Here is a 21,833-nt window from a genome sequence, read left to right as displayed (position 1 = left end):
CCTCACCCCCTGACCCCCTCTCCAAAAGAGAGGGGGCACCGGTCCGACTCTGGCGCCAGGCTCCCCTCTCTTTTGGCTTCGCGTTTTAAGCGAACCGGGGCCGGGGGTGAGGCCCCCGCCTGAACGATGCCCGCGAGAGGCTTCGGCAAGCTCAGCAGGACGTGCTATCGACTTCCCAAGCAACTTTAAAAGTCAAAATTTAAATTGTCTGAATTTTAACTTTTAACTCTCAACTTTTAACTCCCTCCTACGCCTCGTAGCTCGGCGAGAACGTGCCGGCGGGCTGGCCGTTGGCCGTGGGGTAGTCGGTGTAGCCGTCGGCAAAGCCGTTGGGGCCGGGCGCGTAGAACGTAGCCTGGTCGGCTTCGGCCAACGGGGTGCCGGCTTTGAGGCGTTCCACCAGGTCGGGGTTCGCGATGAAGGGCCGGCCAATGGCCACCAGGTCGGCGCGGCCGCTGGCCAGGGCCTCGTCAATTTGCGCCAGCGTGGTGTAGCCGCCGCTGAGGATGAGCGTGTTGGTGAACTTCTCGCGGATGGTGGTTACCGTGGCGGGCGGCACGGCCGGGGCGCCCATGGTTTCGTGGTCCACGAGGTGCAGGTACACGATGCCGATTTTCTGCAGCTCCTCCGCCAAGTAAGCGTAGGTTTCGTCGATTTCGGGGTAGTTTGGCGTGTCGTTGAACTGACCCCAGGGCGAGAGGCGGATGCCGGTGCGCTCGGGTCCGATGGCCTCGGCTACGGCTTTGGTGGTTTCCAGCACGAAGCGGGCGCGGTTCTGCACGCTGCCGCCGTACGCGTCGGTGCGCTGGTTGGAGGCGGGGTTCAGGAACTGCTCCAGCAGGTAGCCGTTGGCGCCGTGCAGCTCCACGCCGTCGAAACCAGCCTCGATGGCCAGCTTGGCGCTGTGCACGAACTCGTCGCGCACCTGGGCCACCTCCTCGGCGCGGATGGCGCGGGGGGCGGGCTGGGCCTGCATCTGGGCCTGGTCGGTCCACATCTGGCCGCCGGCGGCGGCGATGGCCGACGGGGCCACGCCCTCGGCGCCTTCGGGCAGGTTGAGGGGGTGAAACACGCGGCCGGCGTGCATGAGCTGCACGAAAATGTGGCCGCCGTGGTGGTGCACGGTTTCCGTCACGCGCTGCCAGTTGGTGGCCTGCTCCTGGTTGAACAAGCCCGGAATGCGGGCGTAGCCCAGGCCGTTGGCGGCCGGCGAAGTGCCTTCGGTAATAATGAGGCCGGCGGTGGCGCGCTGGCGGTAGTACTCGGCCATCAGCTCGTTGGGCACGTTGCCCAGGGCGCGGCTGCGGGTCATGGGGGCCATCACAAGGTGGTTGGCCAGGGTGAGCGGGCCCAGGCGGGCCGGCTCAAATGCTTTGTTCGACATGGCAAAAATGGCTGCTGCGGTGCGTGAGTCGCAGCCAGTGATTAGTGAAACGCGGCTATAAAGCAGGTACGTACACGAATTGTTTCAGCGGCTCCGGTTACGGTTGCGTGAAATACAATTTCACACTTTTGTAAAAGCAGAAAAACCCGCTCCAAGACGTGGAGCGGGTTTTATCGGCGGGTTTTCGCGGGCCGGAAGTTCGCAAGAATCAGCCCTACATGGGCGTGGCTTCGGCGAAGCGACGGTTCACTTCGTCCCAGTTGATGAGGTTGAAGAAAGCGGCCACGTAGTCGGGCCGGCGGTTCTGGTACTTGAGGTAGTAGGCGTGCTCCCACACGTCGAGGCCCAGTACTGGGATGCCGGAGCAGCCCGACTCGGGCATCAGCGGATTGTCCTGGTTGGGGGTGGAGCAGATTTGCACGGCGCCGTCGGGCTGCTTGCACAGCCAGGCCCAGCCCGAGCCGAAGCGCGTGGTGGCGGCCTTGGTGAATTCCTCCTTGAACTTGTCGTAGTTGCCGAAGGCCTGCGTGATGGCCTCGCCGATGGCGCCGGTGGGCTGCCCGCCGCCGGTGGGCGCCAGGATGGTCCAGAACAGCGAGTGGTTGTAGTGGCCGCCGCCGTTGTTGCGCACGGCCACCGGGGCCTTGGCAATGTTGTGCAGGATTTCCTCCATGGACTGGGTTTCCATTTCGGTGCCGGCCACGGCCGCGTTCAGGTTGGTGACGTAGGCTTGGTGGTGCTTGGAATGGTGAATTTCCATCGTTTGCGCGTCAAGCGTGGGTTCCAGCGCGTCGTAGGCGTAGGGCAGTTTGGGAAGTTCGAATGCCATAGTTGAAAAGGGGTTGGGGTTGGTGAAGGGTGTGGCGCGTGGGCAACGGTACAACCGGCCGCACGGTGCCCGGTTGTGCCACCGGCCCACGCTTCCCCAAAAGTAAATTATTTCCGCTTCTTATTGCCGCTTTAAGGCGAAAAATTCGTGCAGCAGCGCCGCGCATTCCTCGGCCCGCACGCCGCCGCGCAGCCGGGTGCGCGGGTGCAGCAGCGGCCCGTGCCGCCGAAACCCAACCTTGGGCTCGTCGGCTCCGAACACCACAGCCCGCAGCTGAGCCCAATAACTGGCCCCGGCGCACATCACGCAGGGCTCTACGGTAACGTAAAGCGTGCAGTCGGCCAGGTATTTGTTGCCGAGGTGGTTGGCGGCGGCGGTCAGGGCCAGCATTTCGGCGTGGGCCGTCACGTCGCGCAGTTGCTCGGTTTGGTTGTGGCCCCGGCCGATGACGTGGTTTTCGAACACCACCACGGCGCCAATCGGGATTTCCTCGGCGGTCAGCGCTTTCCGGGCTTCGGCCAGCGCCTGGCGCATGAAATAGTCGTCGCGGGCGTGGTCGGGGGTCATTGGAGTAGTCGGCCAACGGTAAGCGGGTGGGTTGTTCGAGCGGTCACCTCACCCCCCGGCCCCCTCTCCCGCGGAGAGGGGGAGCCAGGCGTCGGTCAAAAGTTAAGAATTAAGAGTTGAAAGGCAGGCGGGTCACTTCAACTTTTAACTCTCAATCTTTAACTCTTTCATCAGGCTCCCCCTCTCCGCGGGAGAGGGGGCCGGGGGCCGGGGGGTGAGGTGACCGCCCGCACGACCCCTGCCGGCAAAGTTGCCTACTTCATCACAATTGCGCCCATCACGGCCTGGGCCGTGGGCTGCCACTGGGCCTGCTCTTCGGACGGCGCCACGAAGGTGAACACGTAGAGCTGTTGGCCCTGAATGGCGTATTGCACGACCTGGTAGCGCTTGATGGGCGCCAGCTGGTTGGTGTGCCGCGAGTCCGACACGGTCGAGACAAACTCAAAATACATAAAATCGCGTCCGTTCACGGTGCGAATGTCTTCCTTCAAAAAGTCAACCTTGGTGTAGAGCCGCTGGATGCTGGACTTGTAAATCTTGAGCAGCACCGCGTAGTCCATGCTCTCGAACGTGGTGGGGCGCACGGCCACGCTGTAGTCCACGCGCCCGCTGGGGTTGGAGTACACGGCCAGCGGGCGGCGCGGCGAGGGGTACTTCACCGCAATGCCGTCGTCGGGCAGCGGCGCGAATCCCGCCGGTACGCCCACCGTCAGGCCCGACCCGAGCTTGGCGCTGGTCAGCTTGGGGGCCTTTTGGGCCAGGGCGGGAAAACTGAGCAGCAGCAGAAACGAGAGGATTTTCATAGTTCACGGGAATGTAGCACGGGACAAAAGAACGCCATGCCGAGCGCAGCCGAGGCATCTCGCGTGTAGTAGTAACTCAACCGTTGCAACGATTATAATTACTGCTCCGAGCGAGATGCTTCGGCTGCGCGGACGCCAGATGGGCATGACGTGCTTTCTAATGGCAACTGATTCAGCTAGCGCCGCACGGCGGGGTACTTGATGCGCACCTTCTTCCAGTACACGTAGTTGCCGGTTTTGGCTTCGACCAGGTAGGTGCCGGCCGGAATCTTGCCCAGGTCCACGGGGGCGCCGGTATTGTTCACCGGGTCCAATTCGGTTTGGTAAATGACCTTGTTCTTGTAGTCGGTCATGACCAGCGTGCCGGGCTTGGTGAACTGCTGGGTGAAGCTGAGCAGGATACTAGTGGAGTTGGGCTTGGGAAACACGTCGATGCCCGAGAGCGTCTCGATGCGCTTGATGGGCCCGTCGAGCGTCACGGCCCCGGCCGAACCTTTCGATTTGACGACGGTGCCGGACTGGTCCGACTTGCTCTTGGTTTTGACGGTGGTTTGGGCCTGGGCGGCGCCGGCAAACAGGATGGCGGCCGCCAGCGCGACAGAGGGGAGGAGTTTCATGGGTACGTGTAGGGGTTTGAGAAGACAAAGGAACGCCGCTGCCCGCCTTTGCACATCCCGTACCAGAAATGGGGCCGGGGATGGCGCCGGAGGTTGACTAGGATGTCAGCTCCATACCTTAGAACGGCTCGAAAGGCCACTCCAAGATTTCTGCAGGTGCCCGAAAGCCTCCATGCAGACCCCCACATTTTTCTTCAGGTGCCCAAAAGCCTTCGGTTGGACCTTCATATTTTTCTGTAGGTGCCTGTAGAACGTCCTACGGGTCCCCACATTTTTCTGTGGGTGCCCGCGGGCCTCCCTACGGCCCCCCAAATTTTTCCAGGCCCGCCCCGGTGGCCCGCCTCTGCCGCCCCGTTGGCTACCTTCGCACAAAAAAGCGGAGCCACAACAATCCGTTGTAATCCGTCCGAATCCGTTAAATCTGCGGTCCATGCTCCGTACCCACACCTGCGGCGAACTTCGCCCCGACCACATTGGCCAAACCGTCACGCTCTGCGGCTGGGTGCAGCGCACCCGCGACAAAGGCGCCATCCTCTGGATTGACCTGCGCGACCGCTACGGCCTCACCCAAATTGCCCTCGAAGAAGGCGTGGAAGCCGAAAACGTGCGCGAAACCGCCCGCCACCTCGGCCGCGAATTTGTGCTTTCGGTGACTGGCAAAGTAGCCGAGCGCTATTCCAAAAACGACAAAATGCCCACCGGCAGCATCGAAATCCGCCCCACGGCGCTGGAAATTCTCAACCCCGCCAAGCTGCCGCCCTTCCTCATCGAAGACGACACCGACGGCGGCGACGACCTGCGGATGCGCTACCGCTACCTCGACCTGCGCCGCACCCCCGTGCGCAACAACCTCATGCTGCGCCACCGCATGGCCCAGGCCGTGCGCCGCTATTTGGATGGTCAGGACTTCATCGAAGTGGAAACGCCCGTGCTCATCAAGTCTACGCCCGAAGGCGCGCGCGACTTCGTGGTGCCCTCGCGCATGAACCCCGGCGAGTTTTACGCCCTGCCGCAGTCGCCCCAGACGTTCAAGCAGTTGCTCATGGTGTCGGGCTTCGACCGCTACTTTCAGATTGTGAAGTGCTTCCGTGACGAAGACCTGCGCGCCGACCGCCAGCCCGAATTCACGCAGATTGACTGCGAAATGGCCTTCGTGACCCAGGAAGACATTCTCGATACGTTCGAGGGCCTGACCCGCTACCTGTTTAAGGAAATCAAGGGCCTCGACTTTCCCGCGGTGCCCCGCATGACCTACGCCGACGCCCTGCGCGACTACGGCAACGACAAGCCCGACACGCGCTTCGAGATGAAGTTTGTAGACCTCACCGCCACCGTGCGGGGCCAGGGCTTCCCCGTGTTCGACGGCGCGGAGGTCGTGCTCGGCATCAACGCCGCCACCTGCGCCGCCTATACCCGCAAGCAGCTCGACGAGCTAACCGACTTCGTGAAGCGCCCCCAAATCGGGGCCACCGGCCTCATCTACGCCCGCGTGGAGGCCGACGGCGTGGTGAAGTCGTCGGTTGACAAGTTCTACTTGCAGGAAGAATTGCAGCGCTGGAAAACCGCCCTCGACGCCAATGAAGGCGACTTGCTGCTGCTGCTGGCCGGCCCCGAGGCCAAGACTCGCAAAGCCCTGAGCGAGCTGCGCCTCGAAATGGGCCAGCGCCTCGGCCTGCGCAACAAGGACTCATTTTCGCCGCTGTGGGTAGTCGACTTCCCGCTGCTCGAATTCAGCGAGGAGGAAAACCGCTACTTCGCCATGCACCACCCCTTCACCTCGCCCAAGCCCGAGGACCTGGCCCTGCTCGACTCGCCCGCTACCATCGGCCAGGTCCGCGCCAACGCCTACGACCTCGTGATAAACGGCGTGGAAGTGGGCGGCGGGTCCATCCGCATCCACGACCGTGCCGTGCAGGCCCGCATGTTCGAAATACTCGGCTTCTCGCCCGAAGAAGCTCAGGCCCAGTTCGGCTTCCTGCTCGACGCCTTCGAGTACGGCGCCCCGCCCCACGGCGGCATTGCTTTCGGCTTCGACCGCCTCTGCTCCTTATTCGGCGGCGCCGATTCCATCCGCGACTTCATCGCCTTCCCCAAAAACAACTCCGGCCGCGACGTGATGATAGACTCGCCCTCGCCTATTTCCGGCGCGCAGCTCAAGGAGCTGAGCATAGCCACGGCGGTAGTGGGGAAGTAGATTTTTTGAAATAATAGAAACAGCAGCGGCGACTGATGCATCAGTCGCCGCTTTTTTGGGTTCGATTTGGCCGAGATTCGGCCGGCGTTGGGGGTGAAAAACAGGTGGTTGAACGGGCGGCGACAGGAATTGGACGAAGACCGAAATCCACGGGGGACCTTAAAGAGTAAGTTCACTCATCCAACCACTTCAATGCCTGCGGCCGTGTCCAAGCCCTATCTGTTCGCTTCGGTATTTCTGTTCTGGGTTGCGCTCTACGGCTCGCTCCTGCGCGTTCATCTAGCAGTTTTGCCGGTGCCCACGGTGCGGGTGCCCACCTTCCGCTCCATCCTCGTTCGCTCAACTCCCATTGTGCAGGCGAGCACGCCGTGCATTACTACCCATTATAATTAGCTATGGTCCGGCCGAAATCAGCCGGGCCGCTTATTCAATTGCTACCGCCGAATACTATTTCTGTATGCTATTGAATGGTAGCGCCGCATCATTATAGGTGCGGCGCTTTTTATTGTGCAAATACCGAGCGGCTCACTTCCCGGCCACCTCCTTCACGCTCGCTCTAGGTGCATCGGTCAGGCGTTTTTGCCGTCTTGCGGCCGCTCTCAATCGTGTTAACTAGCGGGTGGCAAATTTCGGTCACAGCCTGAGGTCCGCAAGTTGGGCTTGCTTCATTGGTCATCGATTTCACGCAGACCAGTGTTTTCTGAACGATGAGCAGGTGTGCGGGCAAGCTAGAGCCCTGCTCCTGCCTTGCTGGTGCTCTGCTACGGCTACATCTGGTGGTACGGCCTGCGCGGCAGCTACTGTCCGCTGGCAGCAGCGCTCCAGAAGGGCCCGACCCGAAGCAACGGTTACCGAACTGCTTTGAATCATTCCACCACTTGGGTACTTCAGTCGCTGAATGGAACTTGATTGTGCCGCTCAATTTGGCAAACCCTAACCAAACAAAAGGAGCCGCTCCCATCAGAAGCGGCTCCTTTTGTTCGGCAGTGAATAAACGGCTAGAAGTTGCGCTCGCCCGTCTCGCGCTTGCCCAGCATCACCGAGCCCACCATAGCCGCCAGCAGCAGCACCGAAGCCAACTCGAACGGCAGCGCGTACTGCTGAAACAGCACCAGTCCCAGCCGGTCTACCATCCCAATCTGGGAGTCAAAACTAGCGGGGTCGTAGCCCGCCAAATTCACGTTGCGCATGGCGGCTACCAGTATCAGAAAAAGCGAGCCACCCGCGATAACAGCCGCGAGCTTGGCCAGTGCCGGCTTGTGCGGCTCGGTTTCCTTGTTCAGGTTCAGGAACATGATTACGAACAGGAACAGCACCATGATGGCTCCGGCATAAACAATCAGGTTGACTGCCGCCAGGAATTGCGCGTTCAGCAATACGTAATGAATCGTTAAGCAGCCAAAAACGCCAATCAGACACAGAATGCTGTAAATGGGATTCTTTGCCGTCACTACCACCACTGCCAAGAAAAGTGTTAGGAAAGCCAAGAAGTAAAAAGGTGAGATGTTGAGCATGGCAATTTGGTAACTGGTGTTTTTGCTTGTGTACTTCAAGCAGCAACGCGCGAAAAGCTGTTGCTATGCGGATGGAACCCGGGCTCGCAGCTTGTCGGCCTGCTCGGGCGTGAGCTGGATGCCGCGCTTCGAGCGGTTGTCCGGCGTCACGGGCTCCACCAGCCGGTCCTTGCCGTAGATGAACTCGTCGCGCTCAAAGCGGGGCGGGGCCATTTTGTCGGCTTGCAGGTACACGGCGGCTTTCGGGCAGGCTTCTTCGCAGAGGCCGCAGAAGATGCAGCGCAGCATGTTGATTTCGTAGCTGACGGCGTACTTCTCCTCGCGGTAGAGGTTTTCTTCGCCCTTCTTGCGCTCGCCGGCCACCATGGTAATGGCTTCGGCGGGGCAGGCCACGGCGCACAGGCCGCAGGCGGTGCACCGCTCCCGGCCGGCCTCGTCGCGCTTCAGCACGTGCAGGCCGCGGAACACGGGCGAGAACGGCCGCGTCTCCTCCGGGTAGCGAATGGTGATTTGCTTCTTGGTTGCGGCCCGAAAAAAGTGCTGCATCGTGATACTCAAGCCCTGGAATATAGCCGGCAGGTAAGCCCGCTCGGCCAGGGTCATGGACTTCTTTTCGAGGACTTTGGCGCGTTTGCTTAGGGATTCCATGGTCGTTATTTAATCACGCCGAACGTAATCAGGCCGCCCGTCAGCATGATGTTGAAAATGGCCAGCGGGATGAGAACCGTCCAGCCCAGGCGCATCAGTTGGTCGTAGCGGAAGCGCGGCAAGGTCCAGCGCACCCACATGAAGAAGAAGATGAAGCCGAAGATTTTACCAAACAAGCCCACCAAACCGAGAATGGTGATGATGTTCTGCGCCGTCACCAATTCCAACCCTTGCGCCGACACCAGCCAGTTGCGCAAGTCGTACTGAAAGGGAAAGTTGAAGCCGCCGAAATACAGCACGCTCATCACGGCCGAGGCCACGAACACGTTGATGTACTCCGCAAACAGGTACAAGCCCATTTTCATGGAGCTGTATTCGGTGTGATAGCCGCCAATCAGCTCGGTTTCGCATTCGGGCAGGTCGAAGGGCGTACGGTTAGTCTCGGCGAAAGCGCACACGATGAAAATAACGAAGCCCAGCGGCTGCTTCATCACGTTCCAGTTGAAGATGTCCTGCCACACAAACGGCGCCTCGGAAGCCTGCTGAAAGGTGATTTCCCGCAGCGACAGCGTCTCCGAAATCATCAGCACCGCAATCAGGGACAGGCCCATGGCAATTTCGTAGCTGATGTTTTGCGAGGCCGCGCGGATGGCGCCCAGCAGCGAGAACTTGTTGTTCGAAGCCCAGCCGCCAATCATGATGCCGTACACGCCCAGCGACACCATGCCGAACACGTACAGCATCCCGACATTGATTTCAATGCCCTGCAAGTGGATAGCAGTTTCGCCAAACTGCAGCACGTTGCCGAACGGAATGACGGCCGACGACATCAGCGCCGTGGTCATGGCCAGGCAAGGGCCAAATACGAACAGCGCCCGGTTAGCGCCAGCGGGAAAAAATTCCTCCTTAGTAAAAAGCTTCACGGCATCGGCCAGCGGCTGCAGCAGGCCGAAGGGACCGGCGCGGTCCGGGCCCACCCGGTCCTGCAGAAACGCGGCAATAACGCGCTCGGCATAAGTGGAGTAGGTGGCAATCAGCAGCGAAACGCCAAAAACAACTAAAACGACGACGCCTTGCCAGGCCAGGGGTGGAAAATCCATGTGTTATAACCGTTGGTCATGCTGAGCTTGCCGAAGCATCTTGCTCGCACAACTAATTCAATCAATTGGTTTACTACCTCACGCGAGATGCTTCGGCAAGCTCAGCATGACGTGCTTTTTTCTGTTCGCTTATCCGTTCAAGCCACCCAAACGGAGCGGCGGGTTTTGCTCCAATTCGCGCGTCGTGCTCTCCGGCAAATCGGCAATTACTTGCTGATTCAGCACCGGCAGCTCGTAGTGGTTTTGGGCAATCACCGAGGCGCGGTTGATGTGCGCGGGGCCTTCCAGGGTCCAATCAGCCGTCTCTTTTTTGTCGAAGCGGCAGGTATTGCAAATCCACTCTTTTACCTCGCCGTAGGCATCCTTGCGGCCCGTTACGCGCAGCACGTCCTTGCCTTTGTACCAGAGTGTGACGCGGCCATGGCACTTCTCATTTTCGCAGTCGCGGTGGGCGTTCACCGGCTTGGTGAACCACACGCGCTGCTTGAAGCGGAAAGTTTTATCAGTCAGCGCACCCACCGGGCACACGTCGATGACGTTGCCGCTGAACTCGTTGTCGATGATGTTCTCAATGTAGGTGCCGATTTCCGAGGCGTCGCCGCGGCCCAGCACGCCGTGTACCCGGTCGGGGGTCAATTGGTCGGCTACGTACACGCAGCGGTAGCACAGAATGCAGCGCGTCATATGCAACTGGATGAGCGGGCCGATGTCGATTTTCTCGAACGTGCGGCGCTCTTCCTCGAAGCGGGTGGTGCTCACGCCGTGCTCGAAGGCGAAATCCTGCAAGCTGCACTCGCCGGCCTGGTCGCACACCGGGCAGTCGAGCGGGTGGTTGATGAGCAGCATTTCCACGATGCCCTTGCGCACGTCCATCACCTGCTGCGAGGTCGTGTTTTCAACCACCATGCCGTCCTGCACCGTCGTGATGCACGAAGCCACCAGCTTGGGCATCGGGCGCGGGTCTTTGGCCGAGCCGGCCGCCACGCGCACCAGGCAGGCGCGGCACTTGCCGCCCGTACCTTTCAGCGGGGTGTAGTAGCACATGGCGGGCGGCACGATGCCGCCCCCAATCTGGCGGGCCGCGTTCAGAATGGTCGTTCCATCGGGAACTTCCACCTCAATGCCGTCGAACGTTATTTTAGCCATTGGTTTGCAGAATTATAAATCTTGGGTCATGCAGAGCGCAGCGAAGCATCTTTACTGCGTTACTAGTTCAATCGACGCAACTAAGCGGTAAAGATGCTTCGCTGCGCTCTGCATGGCGTTCTTTTTCTCGTGGCTGTCCTTGGTTAAGCCAGCACCGCCGCGCCGCGGTAGGCAGCGCCGGGCGCGGTAGCTTCTTTGGGGTTGGTCACGTGCCACTCGAACTCGTGGCGGAAGTGGCGCACTGCCGCAGCTACCGGCCACGCCGCCGCTTCGCCGAGCGGGCAGATGGTGTTGCCTTCAATCTGCTTGGCCACGCTCACAATCAGGTCGATGTCGTGCATCGAGCCGTGGCCGTGTTCGAGGCGGTGCAGCACTTTCTCCAGCCAGCCGGTGCCTTCGCGGCAGGGCGAACACTGCCCGCACGACTCGTGGTGGTAGAAGCGGCTGTAGTTCCAGGTGTTCTTCACGATGCACGTTGTCTCATCCATCGCAATGAAGCCGCCCGAGCCCAGCATGGTGCCCGTGATGAAGCCGCCGTCGCTCAGCGACTCGTAGGTCATCAGGCGGGATTCGCCGGCAGCGGTTTTCAGAATCAATTCCTTGGGCAGAATCGGTACCGATGAACCGCCGGCTACCACGGCTTTCAGGTCGCGGCCTTTCCAGATACCGCCGCAGTACTCATCAGAGTAGATGAATTCTTCGACTGGCACGCCCAACTCGATTTCGTAGATGCCCGGCTTGTTGACGTGGCCGCAAGCCGAAATCAGCTTGGTGCCCGTGCTTTTACCGATGCCGATTTTGGCGTACTCGTCGCCGCCTTCGTTCACAATAATTGGCACGGCCGCGATGGTCTCTACGTTGTTTACCACTGTGGGGCGGGCGTACAAGCCCTGCACAGCGGGGAATGGCGGCTTGTTGCGCGGGTTGCCACGCTTGCCTTCCAACGACTCCAGCAGCGCGGTTTCCTCGCCGCAGATGTAGGCGCCGGCGCCAGGGTGCACGTGCAAATCGAGCGAGTAGCCCGAGCCGAGGATGTTCTCGCCCAGGAAACCGGCCGCGTAAGCCTCCGCAATGGCCTTTTCCAGAATGCGCAGCACGTACAACAACTCGCCGCGGATGTAGATGTAGCTGGTGCGCGCGCCCAGGGCGTAGCTGCCCGTAATCATGCCCTCGATGAGCAGGTGGGGCAGTTTCGACATCAGCTGCCGGTCCTTGAAGGTGCCGGGCTCCGACTCGTCCGCGTTGCAAACGAGATAGCGCGGCACGCCCTCCGGCTTGGCTAGGAAGCCCCACTTCATGCCGGCCGGGAAGCCCGCGCCGCCGCGTCCGCGCAGGCCCGACTTCTTTACTTCCTCCGTCACTTCGTCGGGCGTCATCGTCTTGAGCGCCTTTTCCACGGAGCGGTAGCCGCCGTGCTTGCGGTACACTTCGAAGGTGTTGATGCCTTCGACATTGATGTGTTCGGTTAATAGCTTGCGTCCCATTCCAGCTGTTTGTTAAGCGTTGGGTTGATTATTTTCTAACCGCGTAATGCGGGCTTCGTGTTGGCTCAAGTGCTGGCGCACATAAGCGCTGTGTTCCCGAAAAGCCACAATAAGAGTCTCTGTGTTGCGGCGGTTTTCTTGAGTAATGGTTTTAACTAGCTCATTGGTCCGGTCAACTTCACGCAATACTTCAGCTAGCGTGATTGACAGTTCATCGTTCCAGTCAGCCATAATCCTTAGTTTTTCTGGACTGAATTAGCCAAGCTGTTTTCTTCCCACGACAAAATGGGGCGGTGCACCAGGCTGCGCAACTCGTTGAGCATGGCATCTACCGCTTCCGGCGTGTGCAGCTCCTCGTAATACTTCTCGCGCACCTGCACGATGGGGGCAAAACCGCAGGCGGCCAAGCACTCCACTTCTTTCAAGGTGAACACGCCATCAGGCGAGGTCTCGCCCACTTTGGCGCCGGTGATGCGCTCCAGGTGCTCAGTCAATTCGTCGGAGCCGCGCAGCATGCAGGGGCCCGTGCGGCAGATTTCCAGCACGTGCTTGCCCACCGGCTTCAGGTTGTACATGGTGTAGAACGAGGCCACTTCGTACACTTCAATCGGCTTGATGTTCAGCGTTTCGGCCACTAAGTCCTGCACCTCGGGGCTCACCCAGCCGCCGAACTCGGCCTGCGCAATGTGCAGAATCGGCAGTAGGGCCGATTTGCTCCGGTCGTCCGGGTAATGCGTGAGCAGGCGCTTGATTTCCGCCTGGCCGGCGGGCGAGAATTGCAGTTTCGTGGGCGAGGTCGTCGGCTCCATATCAATCGGTTTCAACAAAAACTAGGCGTCCAGCTCGCCAGCGATGACGTTCATGGACGAGAGAATAACAATGGCGTCGGAGAGCGTGGTGCCCACAGCCATTTCGGGGTAGGCCTGGTAATAGATGAAGCACGGCCGGCGGAAGTGCAGGCGGTAGGGCGTGCGCCCACCGTCCGACACGAGGTAGAAACCCAGCTCGCCGTTGCCGCCTTCCACCGAGTGGTACACCTCGCCCACGGGGGCGTCAATCTCGCCCATCACAATTTTGAAGTGGTAAATCAGCGCCTCCATGTTCTTGTACACTTCCGGCTTGGTGGGCAGGTAGTAGTGCGGAGCGTCGGCGTGGTAGGGGCCTTCGGGCAGGTTGTTAAGGGCCTGGTTGATGATGCGCAGGCTCTGCCAGATTTCCTCGTTGCGCACGATGAACCGGTCGTAGGTGTCGCCGTTGGTGCCCACCGGAATGTCGAACTCGAAGTCCTCGTAGCTCGAGTACGGGTTCATGGCGCGCACGTCGTAGTCGACGCCCGCGGCCCGCAGGTTGGGGCCGGTGAAGCCGTAGTTCAACGCTTTCTCTGCCGAAATCGGGCCTACGTTCACCACGCGGTCCATGAAAATGCGGTTGCGGTTGAACATCGATTCGAACTCCTTCATCACCACGGGGAAGCTTTTCAGCCAAGCCCGCAGCTTATCGAGGGCCACCGGACTCATGTCGCGCTCCATGCCGCCTACGCGGCCCATGTTGGTGGTGAGGCGGGCGCCGCACACCTCCTCGTAGATTTCGTAAATCTTCTCCCGCTCCTGAAACACGTACAGGAAGCCGGTGAACGCGCCCGTGTCCACGCCCAGAATGGAGTTGCAGATAAGGTGGTCGGCAATGCGCGCCAACTCCATCATAATCACGCGAATGTACTGCGCCCGCTTGGGCACGGTCACGCCGAGCAGCTTCTCCACCGTCATGTGCCAGCCCAGGTTGTTGATGGGCGACGAACAGTAGTTCATCCGGTCAGTGAGCGTCGTGATTTGGTAGAACGGCCGGCGCTCGGCAATCTTCTCGAACGCGCGGTGGATGTAGCCGATGGTGGGCACGCCGGACACAATCCGCTCGCCGTCCATCTGCAGGATGTTCTGGAAAATGCCGTGCGTGGCCGGGTGCGTGGGGCCCAGGTTCAGCGTCGTCAGCTCCTGGCTGAAGTCGTTGAGCAGGGGCATGAGCTGGCCGTGGCGCTGCGCCGCGGCTTCCTCGTGGATTTTGTGGGTGCCTTCCAGCGTGTCGTTTACTGCCATTTGCCTCACCCCCCGGCCCCCACTCCGGCGGAGAGGGGGAGCCTGACGACTTGGGGGGATTTATCTGTCAGATTAGCTACTAGTTGATGCTGCTTACCGGCCGAAAAACAGGTCGGTTTTGTCTTCGCGGGTGCCGTCTTCCAGCGGGTATTGCTTCCGCATGGGGTGGTAGTCCATGTCCTCCACGTTGAGGATGCGAATCAGATTGGGGTGGCCGGTGAAGACGATGCCGTAGAAATCGTAGGCCTCGCGCTCCATCCAGTTAGCGGCGGCGTAGAGGTCAGTCAAAGTTGGCACCACCGGGTCGGCCACCGGGAAGAAGATTTTCAGGCGCAGCCGGATATTTTGCGTCAAGCTGTGCAAGTGGTAAATCATACCCAACTCCTGGCCCTCGTTCTCGGGGTAGTTGATGCCGCACATCGTGGTCAGGAAGTTCAGCTTGATTTCCTGGTCCTGCTGCAAGCCAGCAATAATGTCGTGGATGCGCTCCCGCGTGGTGGTCACCGAAAGCAGGCCGTATTGCTCCTCCACGTCGGTAAAGGTGGCCTCGCCAAACAGCTGGTGCAGCAACGCCAGCACCCGCGCATTCTGGACCTCTATCGGGTCTTCGGCAACAGCAACTTCGGGCGCGGCGGCAGATTCTGGAGTCATTTCTTGAGCTGTTAGCTGGTAGCTATTAGCTGTTAGCTTTTTCACACAACTGGCAAACTGCTGCCTTCAAAGGGCTAACGGCTAACAGCTAATGGCTAACAGCTTAGTTATTTGATGTTGTAAGATTCGAGCAGGGCCTGATACTCAGGCGCGTTGCGGCGGCGGAAGGATTCGTTGCGGGCCAGGTCCTGCACGCGCATCAGGCCGTCGATGACTTGCTCGGGGCGGGGCGGGCAGCCGGGCACGTACACATCGACCGGGATAATGCGGTCGATGCCTTGCAGCACCGAGTACGAGTCGAAAATGCCGCCCGAGCAGGCGCAGGCGCCCATGGCCAGCACCCAGCGGGGCTCGGCCATTTGCTCGTACACCTGCTTCACGATGGGGGCCATTTTCTTGGCAATGGTGCCCATCACCATCAGCAAGTCGGCCTGGCGGGGCGAGAAGCTCGGCCGCTCGGAGCCGAAGCGCGAGATGTCGTAGTGCGAGCCCATGGTGGCCATGAACTCGATGCCGCAGCAGGAGGTAGCAAACGGCAAGGGCCAGAGCGAGTTGGCGCGGGCCATGCCCACCACCTTCTCCAGCGAAGTGGCAAAGAAACCGGCGCCTTCGACGCCTTCGGGGGCTTCCACCGTTTTGATTTCCGGAACGCGGGTATCTACCATATAAAAGTCAGATTTGGAGGCCTATCGGCTCAGTCACCAACACCGGCCCAGCGGCAAAAGTTTGGCTAAATCAGGCCTCATTCCAGCGCAGAATGCCTTTCTTGATGATGTAGAGAAAGCCCGCCAACAGGAAGAACATGAACAGCACCATGGCGATAAAGCCGTCGTTGCCCAAGGCGCGGAAGTTCACCGCCCACGGGTACATGAAGATGACCTCCACGTCGAACAGCACGAACACAATGGCCGTGAGGAAGTATTTCACCGAAATTGGGGTGCGGGCGTTGCCCACGGACTCGATGCCGCACTCGAAAGACGCGTCCTTCACCGTGCTGGTGCGCTTGGGGCCCACGAGGTGGGAAACAATCATGGCGAAGGCCACGAAAGCCAGCGCCAGGCCGAATTGAATGAGAATGGGAAGATAATCGGAAGGCTGGTAATTGGCAGCCGGCAAGACTAATAACATAACGGTCAGATTAATAGATGGCAGCACCCACGGGCGCTGAAGGGCAAAGGTAGGGCCCACGGGTTTGGGGCACAATGTTGGGGGCGACGGCCGGCTTTGCCGGGTATCTTTGGGCATCAGGCAAGGAATCATGGAGCAGGAAAAACCCACCACCAGGCGCTACACCGTGGCCGAATACATGGCCCTCGAACTACGGAGCGACGTCCGGCACGAATTCTTTGAGGGCGAAGTGTTTGCCATGGCGGGAGCTTCCATCCGGCACAATACGTTGGTATTGAATTGCGCCGTGGCTTTGCGGAACGGACTGCGTGGCAAGCCCTGTCGCGTGTTCGTTGAAAGCGTGCAATTGGCCGTGGAGGAAGGTCGCTACTACAATTATCCCGACGTAGCGGTTACCTGCGCCCCTGCCGATTTATCGGCCGAGCGCACGATAGCGTCGCCGGTCTTGTTGATTGAAGTCCTGTCGAAGTCAACTGCTAATCGCGACCGGAGCTGGAAATTTAATCAGTACAAGCAGTTGGCCTCTTTGCGGCATTACCTGCTGGTTTCGCAAACTACTTGCCTGGTGGAATGGTATCGCCGCGAAGCGAGCGGGGTCTGGTCCTTCACGCCGCTGACGCTGTTTACCGATGAGTTAATTATTCCCGAATTGGGCATGGCCCTGCGCTTGCAGGATATCTACGAAGACACAGGCGTTACGCAGATGACAATTCACCCGGACCCAGAAGAGTAACTAAAAAGGCCCGCCCCCTCACGGAAGCGGGCCGTTTTGGTTACAAGCCTTTGTCGCGGTTCAAATCCTCGGCCGGCTCCGCGCCCAGGAAGGGGTAGCGGTAATCGGTGACGGGCACGAAGGTTTCCTTGATAGCGCGGGGGGATACCCAGCGGAGCAGGTTGAGCAGGGAACCGGCTTTGTCGTTGGTGCCGGAGGCGCGAGCGCCGCCGAAGGGCTGCTGGCCCACCACGGCGCCGGTGGGCTTGTCGTTGATATAGAAATTGCCGGCCGCGTGCACCAGCGTCTTCGAGGCCAGGTCGATGGCGTACCGGTCCTGCGCGAACACGGCGCCGGTGAGGGCGTAGGGCGAAGTGCTGTCGACCAGCGCCAGCGTCTCTTCGAACTTATCGGCATCGTAGACGTGCACCGTGAGCACGGGGCCGAACAACTCCTCGCACATGGTGACGTACTTCGGGTCTTTGGTCACGATGACGGTGGGCTCGATGAAGTAGCCTTTTGATTTGTCGTAGCCGCCGCCGGCAATGATTTCGGCGTTCGGGTCAGCCTTGGCGCCGTCGATGTATCTGGCCAGTTTATCGAAAGAGGCCTCGGTAATAACGGCGTTGATGAAGTTGCCGAAGTCTTCCACGTCGCCCATTTTGAACGAGGCGAGGTCTTCCTTCACGTAGCCCAGAATCTCATCGGCGAGGTTGGAGGGCAGGTAGACGCGCGAGGCGGCCGAGCATTTCTGGCCCTGGTACTCGAACGCGCCCCGGCTGATGCCCACGGCCACGGCTTTGGGGTGGGCGGTGCGGTGGGCCAGGATGAAGTCTTTGCCGCCGGTTTCGCCCACGATGCGCGGGTAGGATTTGTAGGAAGCAATGTTCTGGCCGATGGTCTTCCAGATGTTCTGGAACACGCCCGTGGAGCCGGTGAAGTGAATGCCGGCAAAGTCGCGGTGCGCGAAGATGACGTCGCCGGCCGTGGGGCCGTCCACGTACACGAGGTTGATGACGCCATCGGGCACGCCGGCTTCTTTGAACAATTCCATCAGCACCTGGGCCGAATAGATTTGGGTGTTGGCGGGCTTCCACACCACCACGTTGCCCATCAGGGCCGCCGAGGCGGGCAGGTTGCCGGCGATGGACGTGAAGTTGAAGGGCGTGAGGGCGAACACGAAGCCTTCCAGGGGGCGGTGCTCCAGGCGGTTCCACATGCCGGGCAGGCTCTCGGGCTGCTGCCGGTAGATTTCCTGCATGAAATGCACGTTGAAGCGGAAGAAGTCAATCAGCTCGCAGGCGGCGTCGATTTCGGCCTGGAAGGCGTTTTTGCTCTGGCCCAGCATGGTGGCCGCGTTGAGGCGGGCACGGTAGGGGCCGGCCAGCAGGTCGGCGGCTTTGAGGAAGATGGCGGCGCGGTGCTCCCAGGGCAGCTCGGCCCAAGCCGGACGGGCGGCCAGGGCGGCTTCGATGGCGAGCGTCACGTGGCTGGCGTCGCCGGCGTGGAAGTGGCCGATGGTGCGCTGGTGGTCGTGCGGCGGGCTGATGCGCTGGGTCTGGCCGGTGCGCACTTCCTGCCCGCCGATGTACATCGGAATGTCCAGCTCCAGCCCGCGCAGGCTCTTGAGTTGTTGCTGCAATTCCAGCCGCTCTTTGGAGCCGGGCGCGTAGCCTCTTACGGGTTCGTTAGTTGGGACGGGAACGTTGAAAAAGCCGTTGGCCATGGGGTTCTGGTTGGGTGTTGGTGGGAGTTTTAGTTCGGTGGGGCAAAGGTAAAGGGAATCTCAAAGCAGCTTCAGCAACGCCTGCACCTGGCGCGTGAGGTCGTCGGGCGAGCCGGTATTATGCAGCGTGGCGGCGAAATGCGGGTAGGCGTCCATGGCCGTTTCGCTGGGGTGGTCGTCGTTGCGGGTGCCGTCGCCGCGCTGGCGCAATGGGTCGCCTTCCACGCGCAGCACCAGGCCGCCGCGCCGGCGGATGGGGTCGGCTTCGTTGGGGTAGCGCACGTCGGGCACCAGCACGAAGGCGTCGGCGGGAAGCCGGGCGAAGAAGGCATCGACCCACACCAGCGGCTCCCACACCCGCAGCGCCTGGCCCACCTGCTGCAACAGCTCGCCGCGGGTCCGCTGGAAGGTGGGCATCCGCTGGGCCTTGCCTTTTTGGGTGTGGTAGGGCGCCACGTCCTCGCCCGTCAGGGCGGCGCACACGGATTTGATGGAGTCGCCGAAGGAGCGGATTTGCCAGATGCGCTGGGGCTGTAGCTGTTGCAGCAGGCGGGCCACGGTGTCTTTGCCGCTGCCCCGGCGGCCGGATAGGCCGATGAGGTGTATCATGGGTTGGTGCCTGGTTGTTGGTGTTTGGTGAAATGTGCCATGGGCTTCATGTGATATAACCAAGCACCAAGCACCAACAACCAATTATAAAATGGCCTTCAACTCGCTCAGGCAACTGATTTCGTGGGTTATCTGGTTGAAGTGGCGCCGCTTGTCGGGGTTGAAATAGACCTGGTCGATGCCGGCGTTGTAGGCGCCCAGCACGTCGCATTCCAGGTTGTCGCCTATCATGATGCTTTCGGCGGCCGTGGCGCCGGTGCGTTCCAGCGCGTGCCGGAACATGCGCGGGTCGGGCTTGAGGTGGCCGCTGTGCTCGGAGGTGATGACCTCCTCAAAGTAGTGCGTCAGGTTGGCCGAGGCCAGCTTGATGCCCTGGATGTCGTTGAAGCCGTTCGTGATCAGGTGCAGGCGGTAGCTGGGCTTCAGGTAGTCCAGCACCTCGTGGGTGTAGGGAAACACCGCCGATTTCCGCGGGAGAATGTCGGTGAACTCCGCCGAAATGGTGGGCGGAACGTCCGCTTCCGCCACGCCCAAACGAGTTAGCGTGCGCACGAAACGCACGTCGCGCAGCTGCTGCTGGGTGATTTTATTGCTTTGGTACAGGCGCCACAGGGCGTGGTTGATGTCGCTGTACACGCCGATGAACTGCTCCACCGTGAAGGTGCCGAACCGCACAAAGTCGTGCCGGTCGAACAGCGTGCGCAGCGTCTCGTCGGCGTTTTTCTCAAAATCCCACAGCGTGTGGTCGAGGTCGAAGAAGATGTGGCGGTATTTCACGAAATAGCGGTTAATGATTAGTGGTCAGTGGTTAGCAGTAGATGGTTTTTGCAGGTAGTAGGCAATTGGGTTGGAAGTTCAGCTAACCACTAACCGTTTACAACTAATCATTAGTTGATGCTGCCGGCCAGCGCCATGCTGAGCACGCCCGCTAGCATGATGCCCTTGCACCAGGCGCTGAGGTGATGGAAGTGCCGCCGCCGGTCGGCCCGGATGAGCAAGCGGGTCAGTTGGGCCATGGGCAGCAGCACGAGCAGCGTGAGCCACGTGCCCAGCGGCCATTGCCCGCTCATCAGCAAACGGCCCGTGGCCCCCAGGGTTAACAGCGCCAGGCAGGCCAGGAAAAATCCGGCCACCCACTTGGTGCGCGCCACGCCCCACACCAGCGGCAGGGTGCGGCAGCCGTGCTGGGCATCGCCGCGCATGTCTTCCACGTCCTTTACAATTTCGCGCACCACCGTGAGCAGAAACGCCGCCAGCGCGTAGGGCCACACCACGCTGTGGGCGTCGTTGCGGGCCAGTTGCAACTGCAATTCCGGCAGCAACACCAGCGCGGCGGTGAGGGTGGCAATGCTCACGTTGCCCACCAAGGCCACGCGCTTGAACCGCGCCGAGTAGCCCCACAGCAGCAGCGCCGTACCCAGCGTGACGGCCCCCAGCACCGGGTGCAGCCAGCCGGCCAGCCCCACGCCCGCGGCGCTCAGCACCAGGTGGGCCAGCATGGCCTTGCGCCGGTTCACCACCCGGCCAATCACCAGGCGGTCGGGCCGGTTGATGGCGTCGATTTTCACGTCGTAGTAGTCGTTGATGATGTAGCCGGCGGCCGCCACCAGCAGCGCCGCCAGCACCAGCAGCCCGAAGCGCGGGGCCAGCAGCGCCGTGCGCAGCGGCAGCGCCGGCAGCAGCAGGCCGGCCCGCACCAGGGCCAGGCACAGCAGCATAATCAGCAGGTTGGGCCAGCGCACCAGCGTGGGCAGGGCCGTGCCCAGCCCTTCCGCTGTCGGCGGCAGAGGCACGGCGGCGGACGGCTTGGGCGAGGGCTGGTTCATGGGGGGCGCGGCAGGGGGCAAAGGTCGGGGAAAAAGGCTGGGGAAAGTGGCGGACGGGGCGGCAATGCCGGCGGGGCAGGGCAACAAAAAAGCTTTTCCCGGCGAGGAAAAGCTCTTTTGTTGCGGGCAAGGCAAGTCGCGGGGGCTCAGACTTTGCGGACGTTGACGGCGTTGATGCCCTTGCGGCCTTCCTGCGTTTCGAATTCCACCCGGTCGTTCTGTTGCACCGTGGTGCCGTTGAGGCCGGTTACGTGCACGAAAAAGTCTTCTTTCGTTTGGTCGTCGGTCACGAAGCCGTAGCCCTTGGCTTCGTTGAAAAATTTAATGATGCCGGTTTTCATGCAAAAGCAAAAGTGGAAAGGTGGATAACGGCCCGGGTAAAGGCGTGCGGGAATGCCTGAAATGGCATTTCACGGCCACTCCAGGCCAGCTTACGCGGGAAACCAGCGGGGGGTTGGCCCCGGCATCCGGCGGCCGGCCGCCACTTTGTCCGTTATTGATTCCACTTTATCGGTTATTGATTATCGCGCCACTCGTACACCCACTTGGCCTGAATCTGCTCCAGATGGCCCTCGGTGGCCTGCTCACGAGTGCCGTCGAAGTTGTGCAAGCTCAGCACCCACTCAATGAGGTCGGTGAACCGAATGCGGTAGATTTTGGCCTCCGGGAAATCGTCGCCAAATTTCTCGTACAGGGCCATGGCGATGTCCTCGTGGTCGGCCCAGTGCATGGGCGGCTCAAAATGGGTCATTCTGTTGAATTAAGAATTAAAAATTAAGAATTAAAAAATTATGAAGTCGAA

At 60.7% G+C, this 21,833-nt stretch carries 25 protein-coding genes; 3 read left to right on the top strand and 22 right to left on the bottom strand.

Annotated elements, in window-relative coordinates; translation table 11 throughout:
• Window positions 1-247: 247 nt before the first annotated feature.
• From RMO51_RS21550 to RMO51_RS21530, 5 genes are all read right to left on the bottom strand, one after another.
• The gene (locus tag RMO51_RS21550) at window positions 248-1,384 is read right to left on the bottom strand and encodes an alkene reductase (RefSeq protein ID WP_310398052.1); all 1,137 of its coding nucleotides are present in this window, start codon (window positions 1,382-1,384) and stop codon (window positions 248-250) included.
• A 214-nt stretch (window positions 1,385-1,598) separates the two neighbouring features.
• The gene (locus RMO51_RS21545; RefSeq protein ID WP_310398051.1) at window positions 1,599-2,213 is read right to left on the bottom strand and encodes a superoxide dismutase; all 615 of its coding nucleotides are present in this window, start codon (window positions 2,211-2,213) and stop codon (window positions 1,599-1,601) included.
• Window positions 2,214-2,333: 120 nt separating this feature from the next.
• A complete protein-coding gene (locus tag RMO51_RS21540) occupies window positions 2,334-2,780 on the bottom strand; it encodes a nucleoside deaminase (protein ID WP_310398050.1) in 447 nt (148 codons plus the stop codon).
• Between the two features lie 254 nt (window positions 2,781-3,034).
• Window positions 3,035-3,583, bottom strand: coding sequence for a hypothetical protein (locus RMO51_RS21535; RefSeq protein ID WP_310398049.1), 549 nt, complete (start codon window positions 3,581-3,583; stop codon window positions 3,035-3,037).
• A 176-nt stretch (window positions 3,584-3,759) separates the two neighbouring features.
• Window positions 3,760-4,200 carry a T9SS type A sorting domain-containing protein gene (locus RMO51_RS21530; protein WP_310398048.1) on the bottom strand — a complete coding sequence of 147 codons (441 nt, stop codon included), beginning with the start codon at window positions 4,198-4,200 and terminating at the stop codon, window positions 3,760-3,762.
• A gap of 430 nt (window positions 4,201-4,630) precedes the next feature.
• Here RMO51_RS21530 and aspS point away from each other — a divergent pair, with 430 nt between their 5' ends.
• On the top strand, window positions 4,631-6,394 hold the full coding sequence (gene aspS, locus RMO51_RS21525; RefSeq protein ID WP_310398047.1) for an aspartate--tRNA ligase: 1,764 nt from the start codon (window positions 4,631-4,633) through the stop codon (window positions 6,392-6,394).
• 204 nt (window positions 6,395-6,598) lie between these two features.
• A complete protein-coding gene (locus tag RMO51_RS21520) occupies window positions 6,599-6,787 on the top strand; it encodes a hypothetical protein (protein WP_310398046.1) in 189 nt (62 codons plus the stop codon).
• 605 nt (window positions 6,788-7,392) lie between these two features.
• On the opposite strand, the gene RMO51_RS21515 is transcribed toward RMO51_RS21520, so the two are convergent.
• From RMO51_RS21515 to RMO51_RS21465, 11 genes are all read right to left on the bottom strand, one after another.
• On the bottom strand, window positions 7,393-7,908 hold the full coding sequence (locus RMO51_RS21515) for an NADH-quinone oxidoreductase subunit J (RefSeq protein WP_310398045.1): 516 nt from the start codon (window positions 7,906-7,908) through the stop codon (window positions 7,393-7,395).
• Window positions 7,909-7,971: 63 nt separating this feature from the next.
• Window positions 7,972-8,556, bottom strand: coding sequence for an NADH-quinone oxidoreductase subunit I (locus RMO51_RS21510; protein ID WP_310398044.1), 585 nt, complete (start codon window positions 8,554-8,556; stop codon window positions 7,972-7,974).
• Between the two features lie 5 nt (window positions 8,557-8,561).
• The gene (gene nuoH, locus RMO51_RS21505; protein WP_310398043.1) at window positions 8,562-9,656 is read right to left on the bottom strand and encodes an NADH-quinone oxidoreductase subunit NuoH; all 1,095 of its coding nucleotides are present in this window, start codon (window positions 9,654-9,656) and stop codon (window positions 8,562-8,564) included.
• Window positions 9,657-9,785: 129 nt separating this feature from the next.
• The gene (locus tag RMO51_RS21500) at window positions 9,786-10,802 is read right to left on the bottom strand and encodes a 2Fe-2S iron-sulfur cluster-binding protein (RefSeq protein WP_409025059.1); all 1,017 of its coding nucleotides are present in this window, start codon (window positions 10,800-10,802) and stop codon (window positions 9,786-9,788) included.
• A 143-nt stretch (window positions 10,803-10,945) separates the two neighbouring features.
• Entirely contained in the window at window positions 10,946-12,286 is a 1,341-nt protein-coding gene (nuoF, locus tag RMO51_RS21495) for an NADH-quinone oxidoreductase subunit NuoF (protein ID WP_310398042.1), read from the bottom strand.
• 12 nt (window positions 12,287-12,298) lie between these two features.
• On the bottom strand, window positions 12,299-12,517 hold the full coding sequence (locus tag RMO51_RS21490) for a hypothetical protein (protein WP_310398041.1): 219 nt from the start codon (window positions 12,515-12,517) through the stop codon (window positions 12,299-12,301).
• 5 nt (window positions 12,518-12,522) lie between these two features.
• Window positions 12,523-13,095, bottom strand: a complete 573-nt coding sequence (locus tag RMO51_RS21485; RefSeq protein WP_310398040.1) for an NAD(P)H-dependent oxidoreductase subunit E — start codon at window positions 13,093-13,095, stop codon at window positions 12,523-12,525.
• A 21-nt stretch (window positions 13,096-13,116) separates the two neighbouring features.
• Window positions 13,117-14,304 carry an NADH-quinone oxidoreductase subunit D gene (locus RMO51_RS21480; protein WP_310398055.1) on the bottom strand — a complete coding sequence of 396 codons (1,188 nt, stop codon included), beginning with the start codon at window positions 14,302-14,304 and terminating at the stop codon, window positions 13,117-13,119.
• A 168-nt stretch (window positions 14,305-14,472) separates the two neighbouring features.
• Complete coding sequence (locus RMO51_RS21475) at window positions 14,473-15,030, bottom strand: NADH-quinone oxidoreductase subunit C (RefSeq protein ID WP_310398039.1); 558 nt, start codon at window positions 15,028-15,030, stop codon at window positions 14,473-14,475.
• 107 nt (window positions 15,031-15,137) lie between these two features.
• Complete coding sequence (locus RMO51_RS21470; protein WP_310398038.1) at window positions 15,138-15,695, bottom strand: NADH-quinone oxidoreductase subunit B; 558 nt, start codon at window positions 15,693-15,695, stop codon at window positions 15,138-15,140.
• A 70-nt stretch (window positions 15,696-15,765) separates the two neighbouring features.
• Window positions 15,766-16,158 (bottom strand): NADH-quinone oxidoreductase subunit A, encoded by a 393-nt coding sequence (locus RMO51_RS21465; protein WP_310398037.1) that lies wholly within the window; start codon window positions 16,156-16,158, stop codon window positions 15,766-15,768.
• A gap of 130 nt (window positions 16,159-16,288) precedes the next feature.
• On the opposite strand from RMO51_RS21465, the gene RMO51_RS21460 reads away from it, so the two are divergent.
• Complete coding sequence (locus tag RMO51_RS21460) at window positions 16,289-16,891, top strand: Uma2 family endonuclease (protein WP_310398036.1); 603 nt, start codon at window positions 16,289-16,291, stop codon at window positions 16,889-16,891.
• Between the two features lie 40 nt (window positions 16,892-16,931).
• On the opposite strand, the gene pruA is transcribed toward RMO51_RS21460, so the two are convergent.
• From pruA to iscX, 6 genes are all read right to left on the bottom strand, one after another.
• Window positions 16,932-18,596, bottom strand: coding sequence for an L-glutamate gamma-semialdehyde dehydrogenase (pruA, locus tag RMO51_RS21455; RefSeq protein WP_310398035.1), 1,665 nt, complete (start codon window positions 18,594-18,596; stop codon window positions 16,932-16,934).
• Between the two features lie 60 nt (window positions 18,597-18,656).
• Window positions 18,657-19,205 carry a hypothetical protein gene (locus RMO51_RS21450; RefSeq protein WP_310398034.1) on the bottom strand — a complete coding sequence of 183 codons (549 nt, stop codon included), beginning with the start codon at window positions 19,203-19,205 and terminating at the stop codon, window positions 18,657-18,659.
• A gap of 84 nt (window positions 19,206-19,289) precedes the next feature.
• Window positions 19,290-19,982, bottom strand: coding sequence for a YjjG family noncanonical pyrimidine nucleotidase (locus RMO51_RS21445; RefSeq protein ID WP_310398033.1), 693 nt, complete (start codon window positions 19,980-19,982; stop codon window positions 19,290-19,292).
• A 110-nt stretch (window positions 19,983-20,092) separates the two neighbouring features.
• Complete coding sequence (locus tag RMO51_RS21440; protein WP_310398032.1) at window positions 20,093-21,031, bottom strand: geranylgeranylglycerol-phosphate geranylgeranyltransferase; 939 nt, start codon at window positions 21,029-21,031, stop codon at window positions 20,093-20,095.
• Window positions 21,032-21,177: 146 nt separating this feature from the next.
• A complete protein-coding gene (locus RMO51_RS21435; protein ID WP_310398031.1) occupies window positions 21,178-21,372 on the bottom strand; it encodes a cold shock domain-containing protein in 195 nt (64 codons plus the stop codon).
• Between the two features lie 173 nt (window positions 21,373-21,545).
• The gene (gene iscX / locus RMO51_RS21430) at window positions 21,546-21,782 is read right to left on the bottom strand and encodes a Fe-S cluster assembly protein IscX (protein WP_310398030.1); all 237 of its coding nucleotides are present in this window, start codon (window positions 21,780-21,782) and stop codon (window positions 21,546-21,548) included.
• Window positions 21,783-21,833 lie beyond the last annotated feature (51 nt).

It is taken from the genome of Hymenobacter sp. (assembly GCF_031398885.1).
In the GTDB taxonomy this organism is placed as follows: Bacteria; Bacteroidota; Bacteroidia; order Cytophagales; family Hymenobacteraceae; genus Hymenobacter.
This window is presented reverse-complemented; position numbering and strand designations above follow the sequence as displayed.